Below are 15,182 nucleotides of genomic sequence, written 5' to 3' on the forward strand. Positions count from 1 at the left end.
AGCCACCGGCTAGCCCCACCTGGGGCAGGCGCCCAGCCTGCCCCAGGCCCTGGTCTGCCCCGGACTTCGGCCTACGTCAGTTCCCGCCGAGCAACCGCTCGATCTCGGCCAGTTCCCCATCCGCGAAGTCCAGATTGCCGGTGGCCGCGACATTGTCGGTGAGCTGCTTGACACTGCTCGCGCCGATCAACGCCGAGGTCACCCGCTCCCCACGCAACACCCACGCCAGCGCGAGCTGCGCGAGGGTCTGCCCACGCTGCCGGGCAACCTCGTTGAGCCCACGGGTCAGCGTGAGCTGCTGCTCGGTGATCCGCTCGGCATTGAGGAACGGACTGGCCCCCGCGGCCCGCGAGTCAGCCGGAATCCCATCCAGGTAGCGATCGGTCAGCAACCCCTGTGCCAACGGCGAGAACGCGATCGAACCCGCACCCACCTCATCCAGCACATCCTGCAACCCGTCCTCGATCCACCGGTTCACCATCGAGTAAGAAGGCTGATGGATCAGCAACGGCGTGCCCAGCTCCGCCAACACCCCCGCCGCCTCCCGGGTCTGCTCCGGCGAGTAGTTGGACACCCCCGCATAAAGCGCTTTCCCCTGACGCACCAAGGAATCCAGCGCACCCATGGTCTCCTCGATGGGCGTGTCCGGGTCCGGCCGGTGGTGATAGAAGACATCCACGTAGTCCAGCCCAAGCCGCCGCAAACTGGCGTCCAAAGAGGACACCAGATACTTGCGCGACCCCCACTCCCCGTACGGCCCCGGGTGCATCAGGTACCCGGCCTTGGTCGAGACGATCAACTCGTCCCGGTAAGGCCGCAGATCCGCGTCGAACAACCGCCCGAAATTCTCCTCCGCGGCCCCCGGCGGCGGCCCGTAGTTGTTGGCCAGGTCGAAGTGCGTGACCCCCAGATCGAAGGCGGCCCGCACGATGTCGCGCTGAGTCTCCAGATCCTTGGCCAGCCCGAAGTTGTGCCACAGCCCCAAGGAGATCGCGGGCAACTTCAGGCCACTGCGACCGCACCGGCGATAAGGCATGGCGTCGTAACGCGCGTCAGCGGCGAGGTAGGTCATCGTGCTCCTTGCTACCAGGTGGGCGCATCGAGGAGATCGTAACCACCCGGGGTCTCAGACCCACTCCACCGGCGGCACCGGCGACCACGGCGGCCACGACTCCGTCGGCAACTCCACCTGCACCCCACGCCACGCCGAATCCCGGCAAGCCCCATCCCTCGCCATACCTCCACCCCACAGCGCGCACGACTCAGCCAGACTGGGACACAACTCAGCCAGACTGGGATTCGGCTCCGCCGCCACTCCGCACCGCTCCCCAGCCCTGGGCGTTGTTCCCCGGCCCTTGGCGTTCCTGTTCTTCAGGTCCCCGGCTGGGCGGGTCAAGTCTGAGCCCGGGTGCTTTCGTTCCCCGGGTGCCTTTGTTCTTGGGCCTCTGGCGGGGTGGGCTCGGCTGGGTTGGGGACCTGGGGGTGTCCTGCGCCGCCCTCCGCTTTGTACTGCGGTAACGAAATGACCATGGGGCTGAGTTCCCTGGAGCGTTCACTATTACGGGGATTCCAGGTTCACCCTTGCTAGCGATCCATTGAGCCAGGGTTCACTACTCAGTGCGACTTGGGTGGTTCGGCGTTCAGCTGCGAGGCGGCGTGGGGGCCGCTCGCGGGGGTTCTGGGGGCTGGGGTTGGGGCGGGTGGATTGGTCGTGAGTTGAACATAGCGGGGAAGTTGGCGGCGTGGGGGCGGCTGTCCACAGGGTGGGGTCAGGGGGTTTGCGGAGTGGGGTAGGTGGCGTTGGTGAGGGCTTCTGAGTGGGTCCAGAGGGTGGCGGCGGCGGTGGGGGTCAGGCCCCGGCCGCGGAGAGGTTCTTGGGTTACCTGGTTTTTGTGCAGGGTTTTGCCTGGGGAGAGCAGCTGGCCGGCGGGGGCTTCGGGGGCCGTTGCGGCGTAGTTAATGGGGAGAGCGGCCTGGGTTACCGGGCGGCCGAGTAGGCCGGCGATGCCGCCGGTGATGCGGCTGATGATGGGGCCGGGGGCGCTGCGGAGCATGGGGGTTCGGGCAATGCCGGGGTGGGTGAGCATGCTTTTGACTGGGGAGTTTGTGGCGCGGAGGCGACGATCCAACTCTGTGGCGAACAGGACGTTGGCGAGTTTGGAGTTCGCGTAGGCGCGGCCTGAGCTGTAGCCGCGGGTGAGGTGGAGGTTGTCGAAGTCGAAGTGGCCGAGTTTGTACAGGAAGGACGCCACCGTCACCACGCGGGGGTCGTTGCCGTTGGTCAGGTTGGCCAGCAGCAGTGCGGTCAGCAGGAAGTGGCCCAGGTGGTTGGTGGCCAGGTGGAGTTCGTGGCCTTGGGCGGAGACCGCGTGCGGTTGGTTGCCGATGCCGGCGTTGTTCACCAGGACGTCCACCTGGTCGCCGCGGGATTCCAGGTCGGCGGCGAAGGATCTGACCGAGTCGAGGTCGGAGGTGTCCAGTTTGTGGATGGCCAGGTTGGCGCTGGGGAACTGGGGGCGCAGGGTTTCCGCTTTGGCTGGGTTGCGGATGGCCATGATCACTCGGGCGCCGCGGGCGGACAGGGCTTGCGCCACGGCCAGGCCCAGGCCGCTGGTGGCGCCGGTGATCACTGCCGTGCGGCCGGTTTGGTCGGGCATGTCGGCGAGGGTCCAGGTCCGCACAGCTACCTCCTGCTAACCGGATTTGCTATCCGCCTGCACCGTAGCATAAGCGGATGAGTCATCCGTTAGTAGGACTCCGGCGACCGTGATCTCCAGCGCCTCGCGCAGGGCTCGGATGGCGGGGGCGGCTTGGCGGTCGGGACACAGCACTGCCAGGCGGTTGCCGGTGGCGGACATGAAGTCCAGGGTGACGCCGATTCTGGTCAGGGCCTCGCAGAAGATCGGGCGGATGGCGGGGTCCGAGCGCAGGCCGGAGCCGGTGATTGCCACCTCGGCGATGTCGCTGTCCAGGGTGAGGTGGGTGAAGCCGAGGTGGGGCCGGGCCGACTGGAGGGCCGCGGCTACGCGGACGCCGGTGGTTCTGGGGACTATCGCGGCCCAACCGTCCGGTCGGTAGGTAATGGCGTAGGTGGGGACCTGCTGGTTCGCGATCGCGCGGAGCAGCGGGGCCAGTGGGACCTGGCCGGTGACGGTGATCTTGGCGTGGGTGTGGGAACTGTGGATGCGGTGCAGGACTGCCTGTTCCATGGCCCCTCCGATGGGCCAGGCGTGGGCTCCGCCGCCGAAGCCCACGCCTGGGGTCCGCTCAGCCGTACAGCACCTGGCCGTCGCCGATCCGGTGCACCCGGGACCGTCGCAGGTCTTGGGTGGCGAAACTCCGTTGCAGCCAGCGGTCCTGGCCGTCGTAGCGCGGGGTGAACCCGGTGCGGCCGTGCACGGTCACCCGATTGTCCACAATGGCCAGATCGCCGGGGACCAGGTAGTGGGTCAACGCGTTGGCGGCGAACAGGTTCTGCAGTTCGGCCATGGCGGTGCGGGCTGACTCGGTGAGCGGGGTGGTGGCGGCGAAGTCGACCAGGACGTCCGGGTCGTCGGGGGCGCCGGTGAGCACCGCGTGCGGTTCGGTCTCGCCGGCGGGCAGGCCGAAGGACGGGGGTGGGGCGGTGACGAATTCCCGGCGGAACAACACTTCCCGGCTCTGGTCGCTCAGCAGGTCGTGCACCTGGCGGATGGAGGCGGTGCGCAGACCGGCCTCGCGGTCGTGGTCGGCACGCAGGCACAGCAGCAGCACGTAGTCCGGCCGGTTGTCGTGGAAGGCGTTCTCGTTGTGGAAGGACAGCAGCACCGAGCCCTCGTTGCCCTGGAAGTCCTCGTTGCCGGGCACCGGCACCACGTTGTGCACCAGGGCGCCGGACTTCTCCGGGCGGAACGCGATCACGTCGCCGAGCAGGTGGGTGACCATCATCAGCGTGGCGGCCGGGATGGTGGCCGCGCGTTGCACGGATCCGCTCTGTGCAGGGGTTTCCGGCACCAGGGACTCGTCCACTGGGAGGCCGCGGATCACCAGCGCGCCGCTGGGACCGGAGTCCCGCCGGTAGCCGGACAGCGCGCGGCGCAGGGAGACCGGCAGCTCGTGCGCGCGTTCCGCGGCCGCGCGCACCCAGCCGCGGTCGTCAACGCGTCCATCCTCGGTGGACAGTAACGTGCTCGCGACCTCCTCGACGGCGAGTGCGTTGGCGCGGTTGAGGGTCAGTACGCCCGCGGGCGCGTCGACCTCGAGGACCATCGACATCAGTTCACATCCTTCTGCGCGTCTTCGGGGGTTGCCATCAGGCGGGTCAGTACCCGCGCCACCTCGCCGACCTGCGGCGCCCGCAGGACGCCGAGGTGGTTGCCGCCGACCCGGTGCACGTCCAGCCCACCGGTGGCCAGTTCGGCCCAGCGCTGGGTGTAGTCGACGAAGTCCACGCCGACGGCGACCTCGTGTTCACCGGCGGCCAGCTCGTCCCCGGCGATCAGGTGCAGCGACCCGGGATAGGGCTCGTGCCGGTAGTCCAGGCGGGTCTGCAGCAGCTCGCGCCACACCCGCACCCTGGCAGGCCAGAACTCATCGCCCGGCACCGGCGGATCGATCCGGCCGTCGTCGACGATCAGCTCCAGCACCGCCACCGCCTGTTCCTGGAGACCGGGCATCTCCTCGGCGGTGGCGGTGGCCAGTTCGGCTAACAGGTGTTCGGCGCGGCGGAAACGAGCCATGAACTCGTGCATGTTGGCGCGTTCGTAGCTGTCCAGCGCGGGGTCGAGCAGCATGAAGGTGACCTGCTCGCCCTCGGCGCGCAGCCTGCGGGCCATCTCGGTGGTGATCTGGCTGCCGCCGCACCAACCGAGCAGTCGGTAGGGGCCACTGGGTTGCAGGCGGCGAAGCTGGGCGAGATTCAGTTCGGCGATGTGGTGCACGCTCTCCGGCGCCGGGCAGCGGCGGCTCAGGCCGGGCCACTCGAAGGCGGCGACCGGCTGGTCCGGGTCGAGGTGTTCGGCGAGCTGGGCGAACCAGTGCGCACTGCCGGGGTGCACGCAGAACAGGGGCGGCCTGGTGCCGCCGCGGCGCAGCCACACCACCGCGTCCAGACCGTCCACTTCGGACTGTTCGGCGTTGCTGTCGCCGAGCACGCGGGCGAGTTCGGCGATGGTGCGGTGCTCGTAGAAGTCCCGAAAGGACAGTCGGATGCCGTGTTCCTCGCGGAGTTTCACGATGATCCGCATGACGCTGAGCGAGTGGCCGCCGAGTTCGGTGAAGCTGTCGTGCACGCCGATCCGGCCCCGTTTCAGCGCCTCGGCCCAGGCACGGGCCAGGATGTTCTCCACCGCGGTGCGCGGCGCCTGGAACCGGGTGCTGACCCTGGCCAGTTCGGGTTGCGGGAGCCGGGCGGTGTCGACCTTGCCGTTGCTGATCAGCGGCAGCTCGTCGAGTTCGAGGAAGGCCTGGGGCACCAGGTAATCGGGCAGGATCTCGGCCAGTTTCGCGGGCAGGGCGGTCAGATCCAGGGTGGCGCCCTCGGCTGGCACCAGGTAGGCGATGAGTTCCTTGTCGCCGGCGGGCGCGGTGTGCACGCGCACGATGACGTCCTGCAGCGGGACCTGGCGGTGCAGGGCGGCCTCGATCTCGCCGAGTTCGATCCGGTAGCCGCGGATCTTGACCTGGTGGTCGACCCGGCCGGCGAACTCCAGCACGCCATCGGCGCGGTAGCGGGCCAGGTCGCCGGTGCGGTACAGCCGCGCACCTGGTTGTGTGGCAAGGGGATCCGGGATGAACCGGGCGGCGGTCAGCTCGGGCCGTTCGACGTAGCCGCGGGCGAGCTGGGCGCCGCCGATGTACAACTCCCCCGCCACGCCGACCGGCACCAGCTCCAGGTTGGCGTCCAGCACCCGCATCACCGTGTTGGCGATGGGCTTGCCGATGGGCAGCACCCCGGGTTCCAGGCCGTTGGCCGGGGCTTCCAGCCAGGAGCAGCCGACGGTGGTCTCGGTGGGGCCGTACTCGTTGTCCACCACGGTGTCCGGGGCGTGTTGTGCCCAGCTGGACACCATGTCCCGCACCAGTTCCTCGCCGCCGGCGATGATCCGGCCGGTGGCCCGGCGGGCCGCTGCCGGGGTGAGCGACTGGTTGAGCACGGCCAGGTGCGAGGGGGTCAATTTGAGCAGGCCGAACTCGCCTTCCTCCAGCGCGGCCACCAGTGCGTCGATGCCAGGGGTGCCGTCGTCGGCGGTGATGGTGACCGGCTGGCCGGTGAGCAGCGCGGGGAAGACCGAGGTGACCGGCAGATCGAAGGCGACCGAGGAGTACAGCGGGGATCCCTTGCCGCGCAACGGGGTGTACGCGCCGAGGCACCAGAGCACGTAGTTGACCAGGTTGCGGTGCTCGATCATGACGCCCTTGGGCGTGCCGGTCGAGCCGGAGGTGTAGATGATGTAGGCCAGCGAGTCCGGAGAGGCCGTTCGGACCAGGTCCACTGTGGACTGATGGTCAAGGTTGATCTGGTCGAGGAGGACGAGTTCCTTACCTGGCACCAGGTGTGCGGTGGTGGAGTCGGCGAGCACGACCTCGGCGTGGGTCTCGGCGAGCAGGTCGGCGAGACGCTGGGCCGGGTGGGTGGGGTCGAGTGGCAGGTAGGCCGCGCCCGCCTTGAGCACGCCGAGCAGAGCGGCGACCAGGTCCGGTCCGCGGCGGAGCAGGATGCCGACCCTGGACTCCTGGCCGACGCCGAGGGACCGCAGGTGGTGTGCGATCCGGTTGGCGCGGGCGTTGAGCGCGGAATAGTCCACAGTGGACCCGTCGGCGCAGCGCAGGGCGGTCGCGTCCGGGGTCCGGCTGACCTGCTGCTCGAACAGCTCATGCAGGCACAGCTCCGGATACTCGGCCACCTCGCCGTGGGCGAAGGAGAGCAGCCGTGCGGTTTCCACCTCGTCCAGGCCGTTGTCCCTGGCGTTGCCGCCCGGATCGGCGGCCATGAGTTCCAGGATGCGCCGGTACAGCCGGGCCAGGCGTTCGCCGTTGGCGCGGCTGATCCGTTCCGGCCGGGCGGCCAGGAACAGCGCGCCGGGGAAGGTCCAGACATCCAGGGCGAACTCGTTGGGGCTGACGTCGACCACGCCGGCGGACTCGATCCGGCGCGCGTCCAGCACGTGGAAGTCCAGGTAGGTGAACGCGGTCTCCACCAGCGAGGCGCCGCCGCCCCATGCGCGTTGCATCTCCGGCAGCGGGAATCGGCGGTGCGGCCAGACCGCGACCTCCTCGGCGAAGACCTGGCGCACCAGGTCGAGCCAGGTGGAGCTGGTCAGGTCGACGCCGACCGGGACGGTGTTGAGGTGCATGCCGCGCACGGTCTCGCCGCCGCTGGTCTCCAGCCGTCCGTTGCACACCAGGCCGGTGTGGAACCGGGTGGAGCCGCTGAGCACGCTGAGTGCCTTGAGGTGCGCGGTGAACAGCACGCTCTTGAGCGAGACCCCCGCTACCACGGCGAGGGCGCGCAGGCCGGGTTCGAGATCGGCGATCGGGACGCCGATCTTGTACGCGGACTCGCCGCTGCCGGGTTCGGCCGCCCAGCCCTCGGGCAGCTCGACCCGGTCGAACCGGCCGAGGCGGTCCTGCCAGAACTCGCGGTCGGTGTTGTCCTTGAGTGAGCGCTGTTCCAGGGCGATGTAGTCGGCGAACCGGACACTGTGGACGGTTGGCTCGGCGGGTTCGCGGCCGGCGCGCAGGGCGCGGTAGTCGGCCATCAGCTCGGTGATCAGCGAGTGGTGGCTCCAGCCGTCCAGGATGGCGTGGCACTCGATGAAGGAGAACGTCCAGCGGTCGGCGGCACTCTGGTGGGCGTGGAAGCGCAGCATCGGCGTGGTGCCGACGTCGAACGGCGTGCCGCGGGTGGTGCTGATGAAGCGCTGGATCTCGGCGTCTGGATCAGTGCTGTCCCGCAGGTCGTGGTAGCCGACCTCGATCGCGCCCGCCGGGTGCACGAGCTGGAGCGGTTGACTGAATCCGTTGAGGTCGAAGGAGGTGCGCAGGATCTCGTGCCGTTGTCCCAGCAGGGCCGCGGCCTGACGCAGTGCGGTCAGGTCGAACGGGCCGTCGTCGTTGATCGGCAGCAGGGTGATGTTGTGGTACGGGCTTTCCTCGCTGTCGGCGATCATCTGGTAGACCATCGCGGCCTGCACCATCGACATCGGATAGGCGTCCACCAGCCCGGCGGGCAACGCGGCCCGGTCCGCCGGGTCGAGCAGGGCGAAGGCGCCGACCCGGTGCTCCTCGGCGTTGTCCACTGTGGACTGGTCGTGGGTCTCGCTGAACCGGGCGAGTTCCTCGACGGTCTGGTGCAGCAGCAGGTTCTGCACGGACAGGTCGATGCCGCGTGGACGCAGCGCGCCGACCACCCGGATGGCGCGGATGGAGTCGCCGCCGAGGGTGAAGAAGTTGTCCCGCACGCCGACCGCGGGCACCGCCAGCACCTCGGCCCAGGTCTCGGCGATGATCTGTTCGACCGGGTTGCGCGGGGCCAGCTGATCGGCGGTGTGCTGGGTGCGGTGGGCGTCCGGATCGGGCAGCGCGGCGTGGTCGATCTTGCCGTTCACGGTGAGCGGGAAGGAGTCCAGGGGCACGAACAGGGCGGGCACCATGTAGGCGGGCAGGGTCCGGCCGAGGTGCTCGCGCAGCTCGGTGATCTCGGCAGGCGCGCCGGTGAAGTAGGCGACCAGGCGGGACTGGTGGGCCAGCACGACGGCCTTGTCCACGGCCGGGTGGGTGGTGAGGGCGGCTTCGATCTCGCCGGGTTCGATGCGGTGGCCGCGGATCTTGACCTGGTTGTCGGCGCGGCCGAGGAACTCCAGGTCGCCGTCGACCCGGTAGCGGGCCAGGTCGCCGGTGCGGTACATGCGCGCGCCGGGGGTGGTGGCGTAGGGGTCGGGGCCGAAGCGGTCGGCGGTGAGGGCGGGGCGGCCGAGGTAGCCGCGGGCCAGGCCGGGACCGGAGACGTAAACCTGGCCGGGCACGCCGATCGGGACCGGGTTCAGTTCCGCGTCCAGCACGTACAGCCGGAGGTCGCGCAGTGCGCCGCCGACCGGGCTGCGCTGGTCCCCGTTCAGGTCGCCGCTACCGACCGGACGGTAGGTGACGTGCACGGTGGTCTCGGTGATCCCGTACATGTTGACCAGTTCGGGCCGCTGGTCGCCGAAGCGGTCGAACCAGGGCGCGAGTTCGGTGACGTCCAGGGCCTCGCCGCCGAAGACCACGGTGCGCAGGGACAGCGCGTCGGCAGAGAGGTCTGTCTGGGTGACCGCCTCGACCAGGCCACGGAAGGCCGAGGGGGTCTGGTTGAGCACGGTGACCCGTTCGCTGACCAGCAGGTCGAGGAAGTCCCGCGGGGACCGGGAGATCTCGTACGGCACGACCACCGCGGTGCCGCCGTGCAACAGGGCGCCCCAGAGTTCCCAGACGGAGAAGTCGAAGGCGTAGGAGTGGAACAGGGTCCAGACGTCGGTGGGGCCGAAGCCGAAGTCGGGTTCGCAGGCACGCAACAGGCGCAGCACGTTGGCGTGGGTGACCTGGACGCCCTTGGGTTTGCCGGTGGAGCCCGAGGTGTAGATGACGTAGGCCAGGTTGTCCGGCGCGGCCAGGGGTTCCGGGTCGGTGTCCGGGCGGCCGGGCTGGTCGACGGGAAGGCTGTCGACGCCGGGCAGCGGGGTGCCGGTGATCGCCAGGGCGACCTCGGCGTCATCCAGCAGGTAAGCCAACCGATCGGTAGGGGCGGCCGGGTCCAGGGGCAGGTAGCCCGCACCGGACTTGAGCACGCCAAGTAGGGCGATGACCAGGTCCAGGCCGCGCTCCAGGCAGACACCGACCAGGTGGTCGGGACCGGCGCCGCGGGCACGCAGCTCGTGTGCGAGGCGGTTGGCGCGGGTGTTCAGCTCGGCGTAGGTGAGGCTGACGCCGTGGTGCCGGACCGCGATCGCCTCGGGGGCGCGGCGGACCTGGGCCTGGAACACCTCGGCCAGGGATTCCGCGGCCGGGAAGTGGCGGCCGGTGCCGCCCCACGGGCCGAGCAGCTGCTCACGTTCGGGCTGGGTGAGCAGCTGCAGGGTTCCCACCCGACCGGTCGGTAGGGCGACGATGCTGGTTAGCAGCTGGGTGAAGTGGCCGATCAGCCGCTGGATGGTGGCGGGGTCGAACAGCGCGGTGGCGTATTCGAGCTGGCCGGTCAGGGAGCCGTCGGGGTGGGTGGCCAGGGCCAGGCCGAGGTCGAACTTGGCCGCGTTCCACTCGACCGGCTCCTGCTCGGCGCGCAGACAGCTCAGCTCGGTGGGCTGCTGGCTGGTGAGCTGGAAGACGACCTGGAACAGCGGGTTCCGGGACGGATCGCGTTCGGGCGCCAGTGCGTCGACGATGCGCTCGAACGGGGTGTGCTGGTGCGCGTAGGCATCCAGCGCGGTCTCGCGGACCCGGCCGAGCAGGTCGAGGAAACTCGGGTCGCCGGAGAGGTCGGTGCGCAGCACGACGGTGTTCACGAACAGCCCGAGCAGGTTCTGCGTCTCGGCGCGGTCGCGACCGGCGACCGGGCTGCCCACCACCACGTCGTGCTGACCGGCGTGGCGGCCGAGCAGCAGCTGGAAGGCGGCCAGCAGCACCATGAACGGCGTCGCGCCCTGCTGCCTGCCGAGGGCGAGCAGCGGTTCGACCAGGGTCGCGGGCAGGGTGAAGGTCTCGCTGGCTCCGCGCGGGTCGCGGATCGGGCCTCTCGACCGGTCGGTAGGCAGGGCAAGGGGGGTGAGGCCGTCCAGGGTCTTGCGCCAGTGCGCGAGCTGCTCGGTGAGCTTCGTCCCGGCGAGCTGCTCGCGCTGCCAAGCAGCGTAGTCGGCGTACTGCACCGGGACCGGCGGCAGTGGCGAGGGCATGCCGGCGGCGAAGGTGGCGTAGAGGCTGTCCAGTTCGGCCAGCAGCACCGACTCGGACCAGCCGTCGGCGGCGATGTGGTGGGTGGTGATCAGCAGGATCTGGTCCTCGGCGGTGAGCCGGATGAACAGGGCCCGGATCGGGTGTTCGGTGGCCAGGTCCAGCGGGCGCTGCCCGTCGGCGTCGATCAGCTTGGCGATCCGGGCGGCCGAGTTGGCGCCGCGCAGGTCAGCCTCGCGCCAGGTGATCGGCGCGGGCGGATCGATCACCTGGACCGGCTCACCGTCCACTGTGGAGTAGCGGGTGCGCAGGATCTCGTGCCGGGCCACGATCTCATCCAGGGCGGCGCGCAACGCGGGCACGTCGAGGCGCCCGCGCAACCGCAGGCGCAGTGGCATCAGGTACTCGGTGCCGCCGGGCTGGATCTGGTCCAGCACCCACAGCCGCCGCTGGGCGAACGACAGCGGCAGCGCGCCATCCCTGGCGACCGGGGTGATCCCGGAGTCCGGTGCGGCGGGGCTGAGACCGCGCAGTCTGCGCTGCAACAGTTCCGCGCGGGAGATTGAGCTGGTGCTCATCGTTCGCCCTTCCTGCTCCGGGTCGGCCGATCAGTGGACAGCCTGCCGAGCGGAGGGGGTGGTAGAGCAGAGTCAGCGTGGTACCTCTGTCGGCAACCGGGACTGCCTGCGTGGTTGCCGGTCCTTCTCTGTGTCCTGCTCTGGACGCCGAGAAGCATCGGGCGTATGAGCGAAGAGGTGCCGCCGCTGCGGCGTAACCGGGACTTCCTGCTGTTGTGGTCGGGTTCGGCGGTGTCCAGCCTCGGCGCGAACGCCTCCAGCGTGGCCTATCCGCTACTGGTGCTGGCGCTGACCGGCTCGCCGGTGGACGCGGGGCTGAGCGGGTTCATCGCGCTGCTGCCACAACTGGTGTTCCAGGTGCCTGCCGGGGCACTGGTGGACCGGTGGAACCGCAAGCGGGTGATGATCTGGTGCGACATCCTGCGCGCGCTGGCCATCGGCACCCTGGCGGTGGCGCTGGTGAGCGATTCGCTGACGTTGCCGCACATCCTGGCGGTCGGGTTCGTCGAGGGGGTGCTGACCGTGACGTTCAAGATTGCGGCGGCGGCCGCGGTGCCGAATGTGGTGCACCCGAGTCAGCTGACCTTCGCGTTGTCTCGCAACGAGGCCAGGGAGCGGGGTGCGGCGATGCTGGGTCAGCCGCTGGGCGGGGCGTTGTTCGGATTGGGCCGGGCGGTGCCGTTCCTGTTCGACGCGGTGACCTATCTGGTGTCGCTGGTCTCGTTGTTGTTGATCCGCACTGATTTCCAGGCCGAGCGCAAGCCGCGGCGGCTGGAACTGGGCGCCGGGATCGCCTGGCTGTGGCGGCAGCCGTTCCTGCGGATGACCACGTTCCTGGTGGCGGGCAGCAACTTCCTGTTCCGCGCGCTGTTCCTGGTGGTGATCGTGATCGCCGCGGACTACGGCGCCTCGCCGACGCTGGTGGGTGTGATGTTCGGGCTGGCCGCGGTGGGTGGGGTGCTGGGTTCGCTGGCCGCGCCCGCGCTGGAGCGCCGGCTGTCGATGAAGGTGGTGGTGATCGCGGCGAACTGGGCCTGGGGCCTGCTGGTGCCGATGGTGTTGCTGGTGCCCAATCCCTATGTGCTGGGCGCGGTGTACGCGCTGATGTGCTTTGTCGGTCCGGTGTGGAATGTGGCGATCTCGGCCTATCAGCTCGCGGTGACGCCGGATCACATCCAGGGGCGGGTGCTGGGGGCGGCGGGGATGATCGCGTTCGGCGCGGTGCCGTTGGGGTCGTTGCTGGGCGGGTTCGCGCTGGAGTGGATCGGGGCGCGGGCGACGGTGTGGGCGCTGGCGGTGTGGATGATCGGGCTGGCGATCGTGGCCACGGTGAGTCCGGCGGTGCGTAACGCGCCCAGTCTGGATTCGGCGCGGCCGGTGGCGGAGCCGGTCGCGGTCCGCTGAACACAGCGTCGAGCCCCCGCCCCGAGTGTCCGGGGCGGGGGCTTTTGGGTTGCGCTCAGCGGGGATCGGCCACCGCGACGAAGCGGAGTTCGGCGGTGTGCGGTTCGCGGTTGTGGTCGGGCAGCCAGGCCTGGTCCGGGGTGGGCAGCATCTCGGTGATCGTGAGCTGGGCGGCCGGATCCTTGCGGGCCAGGCGGCGGACGGCTTTGGCCAGGATGTTGAGGTAGACGGGGCTGTCGAAGTCGACGTAGAACGGGCGGGGTTCGGCCGGGGAGGTGACGAAGACGAAGCGGGGCAAGGTGTTCGACTCGCGCCATTGGCGGAGGCAGACGAAGCGGCGGGGTTCGGACTTCTCCTCGGCGGCGGTGACTTCGGCGGCGGGGAAGCGCCAGGTCTCACGGGTGACGACCAGGTTGTCGACGGTGATCCGTGGGGTGTGCGGGGCTTCCGGGAGGAGGCGGAACAGGTCCATGGCCAGGGTGGTCAGGACGTGGCCGAAGACGTCGATCACCGGGAACCGGGTGCCGTCGGGCAGGACCGCCTGGAGGGTGTCGTGCCGTTCGACCTGGATGTCCGCACTGGCGTGGGTGTTGGGGCGGGACGGGTCTGCGGTGTGGTCGACCAGGGCGACGTAGTGGTCCTCGGGGCGGATCAGGGTGTGCCGGATCCTGGCGGAGAGGCGGGAGCGGTGTTCCTTGGGGAGCAAGGGAAGCAGGCGGGGTTCGGGGTGGTCCCTGGTGGTGCTGGCCAGTAGTTCGGACTGGTCCGGGTGCTGGTTGACGAACAGGGAGGCGCCGAGGGTGTTGGTGGCCACGTGCAGTTCGCCGAGTACCAGGTGGTCCTCGGTGAGCAGGATGTCGGGGCTGAGGTAGCGGGCCGCGGTCCAGCCGGGGGCCCGGTTGCCGAAGGCCACCGACACCCGGTGCTCGATGTCCTTTGTGGACCGGGTGACCCGGCTGCCGCTGCCCGGATTGAGGATGATGCCCCAGCGGCGCTGGAACTCCTGCTGCAACTCGGCCGCGTCCGCGGCGGCGGCGCCGTGCAGGATCGGCATGCAGGCGAACCAGAAGTCGGCCAGGTTGACCGGGCCGTTGGCGGCCAGACGGTCGAAGACCTCCTCGGCACGGTGCAGGACCCGGTCGGCGAGGTTGGCGGTCAGCCAGGTGGCGCTGGTCAGGAACAGGGACAGCGGGGCCAGCGCGTCCAGGACCCGGTGGCCAGCGGTGGCGGTGGCGCTGCGCCGGCAGTCGGAGTAGACCAGTGCCCGGCATGGCGCGGTGCTCGCCGACTTCTCGCGGACCGCTGCGGTGTCGGTGAGGGCGACGAAGTCCTGTTCCAGCTTGCTGAGCGCGGCGGCCAGGGTGTCCGCGTCGGTGGCGGCGGCGACCTCGGCGCGGCCGCGTTCCAGGGTGTCCAGAGCGGCTTCGGCCTTGGTGCGCTGGGGTTCGTCCTCGACGGTGGCCAGCCAGGTGCGTAGCCAGCGTTCCGGGTGCGCGTCGGCGGGAATCTCCAGGCGCCACACCAGCCATCGGCGGGCGACCAGGTCGGCCAGCAGCGCGGGCACGTCCAGGTCGGGGTTGGACCGGGTCAGGTGGTGGGCCGAACGGGTGCCGTCGCACTGGGTCAGTAAGCGGTGCTGGTCCGGGGTGATCCGCTGTGGTGGGCGGCTGGGGATGGTGACCGTGTCCGGTCCGATGTGGACGAACGGGACGCGGCGCGGCGCGATCCACTGGCGCAGTGCGGGTTCCAGGGTGCGGGCGAGGGTGTCGATGGCCCAGCTGGCGAAGTAGACGTTGGTCTCCGCGATCAGCGAGTCGCCGGGGTCGACGGTGACGCCGGTCTGGGTCAGGTCCCAGCGGCCCCAGCCGACCGGGCCGAAGAAGCCGATGGTGTCGTTCTTGACGCAGAACCGTTGCCAGTAATGGGCGATGAGTTCCTCGCGCTGGCGGGGCATGCTGGTGCGACCCGCTGCGGTGGGCGTCCAGTCCAGGAAGGGTTTGATGCCGGTGGTCAGCACCGGTCGGTTCTGCCAGGCGACCGCGGCCCGGAAGTCGGGCCGGGCCGCGATGTCCTGGAGATCCCTCGCGGTCTGCACCGCGGCTTCCTGGTAGGTCTCCTCGAATCCTTGCCAGTCCACACCGGACAGTCGATCGTCCCGGTCGAACTTGTCCGCGGCCTGGGCCAGACCGGCGGGTGCGAGCCGGAGCACCCCGCTGGCGGGGAAACCCGGGCCGCGCAACGCGAACTGGTCCCACAACCGCCAGGTCTGGTCCAGGCGCACCTCGTCCGCACCCATTG

Annotated in this window: 7 protein-coding genes; 1 reads left to right on the top strand and 6 read right to left on the bottom strand. The window is 69.9% G+C overall.

Features of this window, described 5'->3' with window-relative positions; translation table 11 throughout:
* Positions 1–76 precede the first annotated feature (76 nt).
* The 5 genes from mgrA to ACTOWY_RS17600 all read right to left on the bottom strand — a co-directional run bounded on the left by mgrA (position 77) and on the right by ACTOWY_RS17600 (position 11,480).
* Positions 77–1,072 (bottom strand): L-glyceraldehyde 3-phosphate reductase, encoded by a 996-nt coding sequence (mgrA, locus tag ACTOWY_RS17580; protein WP_441310702.1) that lies wholly within the window; start codon positions 1,070–1,072, stop codon positions 77–79.
* A gap of 697 nt (positions 1,073–1,769) precedes the next feature.
* Positions 1,770–2,681, bottom strand: coding sequence for an SDR family NAD(P)-dependent oxidoreductase (locus tag ACTOWY_RS17585; RefSeq protein WP_441310703.1), 912 nt, complete (start codon positions 2,679–2,681; stop codon positions 1,770–1,772).
* A 12-nt stretch (positions 2,682–2,693) separates the two neighbouring features.
* On the bottom strand, positions 2,694–3,209 hold the full coding sequence (locus ACTOWY_RS17590; protein WP_441310704.1) for a hypothetical protein: 516 nt from the start codon (positions 3,207–3,209) through the stop codon (positions 2,694–2,696).
* Positions 3,210–3,267: 58 nt separating this feature from the next.
* Positions 3,268–4,254 carry a TauD/TfdA family dioxygenase gene (locus ACTOWY_RS17595; protein WP_441310705.1) on the bottom strand — a complete coding sequence of 329 codons (987 nt, stop codon included), beginning with the start codon at positions 4,252–4,254 and terminating at the stop codon, positions 3,268–3,270.
* Positions 4,254–11,480, bottom strand: a complete 7,227-nt coding sequence (locus ACTOWY_RS17600) for an amino acid adenylation domain-containing protein (RefSeq protein WP_441310706.1) — start codon at positions 11,478–11,480, stop codon at positions 4,254–4,256. Before ACTOWY_RS17600 ends, ACTOWY_RS17595 begins: the two co-directional genes overlap by 1 nt.
* 165 nt (positions 11,481–11,645) lie before the next feature.
* Between ACTOWY_RS17600 and ACTOWY_RS17605 the strand changes: the two genes are divergently transcribed.
* Complete coding sequence (locus tag ACTOWY_RS17605) at positions 11,646–12,884, top strand: MFS transporter (RefSeq protein ID WP_441310707.1); 1,239 nt, start codon at positions 11,646–11,648, stop codon at positions 12,882–12,884.
* A 55-nt stretch (positions 12,885–12,939) separates the two neighbouring features.
* Here ACTOWY_RS17605 and ACTOWY_RS17610 read toward each other — a convergent pair whose 3' ends face one another.
* Positions 12,940–15,180, bottom strand: a complete 2,241-nt coding sequence (locus ACTOWY_RS17610) for a lantibiotic dehydratase (protein WP_441310708.1) — start codon at positions 15,178–15,180, stop codon at positions 12,940–12,942.
* Positions 15,181–15,182: the final 2 nt, after the last annotated feature.

It is taken from the genome of Crossiella sp. CA198 (assembly GCF_052078295.1).
Taxonomy (GTDB): domain Bacteria; phylum Actinomycetota; class Actinomycetes; order Mycobacteriales; family Pseudonocardiaceae; genus Crossiella.